General features: G+C 60.9%; 4 protein-coding genes. 3 read left to right on the top strand and 1 reads right to left on the bottom strand.

The window, feature by feature from the left end; translation table 11 throughout:
* Window positions 1–633: 633 nt before the first annotated feature.
* A complete protein-coding gene (locus tag ACP5J3_RS13215; RefSeq protein WP_428496112.1) occupies window positions 634–1,200 on the bottom strand; it encodes a PaREP1 family protein in 567 nt (188 codons plus the stop codon).
* A gap of 257 nt (window positions 1,201–1,457) precedes the next feature.
* On the opposite strand from ACP5J3_RS13215, the gene ACP5J3_RS13210 reads away from it, so the two are divergent.
* The 3 genes from ACP5J3_RS13210 to ACP5J3_RS13200 form a co-directional block, all read left to right on the top strand.
* Complete coding sequence (locus ACP5J3_RS13210) at window positions 1,458–1,862, top strand: HEPN domain-containing protein (protein WP_428496111.1); 405 nt, start codon at window positions 1,458–1,460, stop codon at window positions 1,860–1,862.
* Window positions 1,834–2,187, top strand: coding sequence for a nucleotidyltransferase domain-containing protein (locus tag ACP5J3_RS13205; protein ID WP_263243314.1), 354 nt, complete (start codon window positions 1,834–1,836; stop codon window positions 2,185–2,187). The genes ACP5J3_RS13210 and ACP5J3_RS13205 overlap by 29 nt, the downstream gene beginning before the upstream one ends.
* Before the next feature lie 64 nt (window positions 2,188–2,251).
* The coding region (locus ACP5J3_RS13200) for a hypothetical protein (RefSeq protein WP_428496110.1) at window positions 2,252–2,443 on the top strand (192 nt) is incomplete at its 3' end.

Below are 2,443 nucleotides of genomic sequence, written 5' to 3'. Positions count from 1 at the left end.
CCAGCTGAGGAGGGGGGTCCATTCACCTCCTCTGCGAGTGCAGGCGCAGAGCTGAGCTATTGATGATTTGTGGATGAGTTGCAAGGCTTCTACCAGATCCGTCTCTGGGAGTGAGATTAAGGTGCCTTAGAGCGTTTATATTGTGGATGTCGTCGGGATGTGGGTGACATGTCGACTTGGCAGAGGGAGAGGCCCGGCTCTCAGTGTTGTGTGTAGGTGGGATATAGAGGGAGGGTTCGGCTCTGCCGTGGTGAAGGCTTCTACGTGTGGCCTGGAGATAGGCAGGTTGTGTCGGTGGTGTGCCTCTCCACGCCAGAACTCCCCACACGTGGGGCAGGTGGCTGGAGGCGCGACGTCCTCGCCCGACGACCTGCCTAAAACCCACTCCTCTCGGCCGCTACGTATCCTCGGGTAGCGGAGGGAGCGCTGGAGTCCTTGATAAGGCTGGGGGCTGTATGCGCCGCGCTCGGCCCCTCAACCTGGATAGAGCGGTGGGCTGTTTACCGTATGCAGAAACCCGTAGGCCTCATCAAGAGCCCTAGGGGGTCTTGGGGGTGGGGTTCGAATCCCGGCGGGCCCGCCACTTTTCTAGGCATTTGTCTTGCCTGCGATGTTGCTGGCGGCGTCTGGACCCTACTGAGCCTCGGTGTGGCTGGCCAGGGCTTGTTTCAGTGTTTTGTAACTATCTTCAAGCTCCTTGTCCCACTTGAACCTAGCTTTTAGCCCCTCTACCCTATCCACGATCTCTCTTAGCAACTCTACTACAGCTACGGTAGCCTCTTCTCTACTGCGGAACTTTGACCACGCCATGTCGGGATCAGGGCCGTGGTATTGGTACTCATGTAGATCCAATGCAAGCGCTGTGCCAAATAAAAACTTTACATGTCCAACCTCTTCCAACAGCTGGGAAAGCCTCACCAATCTGCCGGTGGGGACGCGGGGAACCGCGGTGGTCTCAAGCCAGCGCCTCTCCTCGTCGCTTCTGGCCAAGGCCTTCAGCCTATCCAGCTCAAGCCTGAGGAGAGCCGCCGTGAGAGCCCTCCACGCCTGGAAGGCCTTGCCGGCGGCGTTCCTCACGAGGCCCTCTTTCAAAAACCTAATGGCAAGCCAGCCCTCCACAAGAGCCTCCAGAAGGCGGGCATTCACATAATCCTCGGCGGAGGGCTTCGGGAGAGGCCTCTCAAGAACCTCCACATCCACGTACGTTGGGCAGGTTTAAAATCTTCTGTGCGGACAGCTGGGACCCTCTCACATCGCTAGCCCATCTGGCGCGGCCCCGCCCGTGTGCGCATTGGACACAGCCAGATAGCAGTGTCGCCTGGGACGCTCAGAGGACATAGGGGGTATTTCCCACCAACTCCCCTCTCAGAGGCCTTAGAGCGAGCCAGTTCTCCACAAGAGTGTAGTGTTTAAAGAGGTGGGGCGTGTGTATATAAATCCATGCGGCGGCTTTAGCTGTGAGCTGGGAGAGGTGGGCCGACTGGCTAAGCGACGCGGAGGACGACCTAGCCGCGGCGCTTGACCTCGTGAGGCTTGGGAGATACGCCAAGGCCTGCTTCCTCGCCCAGCAGGCGGCTGAGAAGGCGCTGAAGGCCCTCCTTATTGCGAAAAGCGGGAGATACGCGAGGTCCCACAGCGTATTGGCGCTGGTGCTGGAGGCGGAGAGGCTCGGCCTAGCCCCTCCCCCGGAGCTACGCGAAGCCGCGGAGGAGCTCGACCGCCACTACGTCCCCAGCAGATACCCAAACGCGTGGCCGTGGGGCCCGCCCCACGCCCACTACCGCGCGGCCGACGCCGAGAAGTGTATAAAAAACGCCGAGGCTGTTCTGGAGTATGTCAGAAGGGCTGTTGGAGGCGGCTAGGCGGAACAAGTCCCTCACAGCCGAGGAGCTGGCGCAGGCGGTGGAGCAGGCCTTGAGGGGCGTGGAGGCGGCCGCGGCGTATCTATTCGGCTCCGCCGCCCGGGGGAGGTTCGTCCGGGGCCTAAGCGATATAGACATCTTGGTAGTGACGAGGGGCCCGCCTCCTTGGAGGGGGAGGACCGCCCACGTGGAGGCCGGCGACGTAAACGCGGTCTACATGTCGCTTGAGGAGGCTTGTGCCGCCTACAGAAGAGGCAACAACTTGGTGAGGGAGGCCCTGGACGAGGGGATACTCCTCGCCGGGGAACCCGTCAACTGTGGATGAGAGCCGCCGCGATGCGCACACTACATAGGCGAGATGCTTAAATTTAGAGTCGCGCCCAAACCCCGTGTCTAGAGCCTCCGCAGTGAGGGCCTTTGAGCTCTCGCTCATATACGGCACATTGGCGCTGGCGGCCGCGGCGGCGTGGAGCCTAGATATACCTGAGCTGTGGTATGCCGTGGCGTTGTTCTTCGCCGTGGACACCCTCATCGTCCTCTGGTACATGCCAGTTAGGTGCGCTTCTGACGGCGGCATCTAC

The organism is Pyrobaculum sp. (assembly GCF_049971835.1).
In the GTDB taxonomy this organism is placed as follows: domain Archaea; phylum Thermoproteota; class Thermoprotei; order Thermoproteales; family Thermoproteaceae; genus Pyrobaculum.
This window is presented reverse-complemented; position numbering and strand designations above follow the sequence as displayed.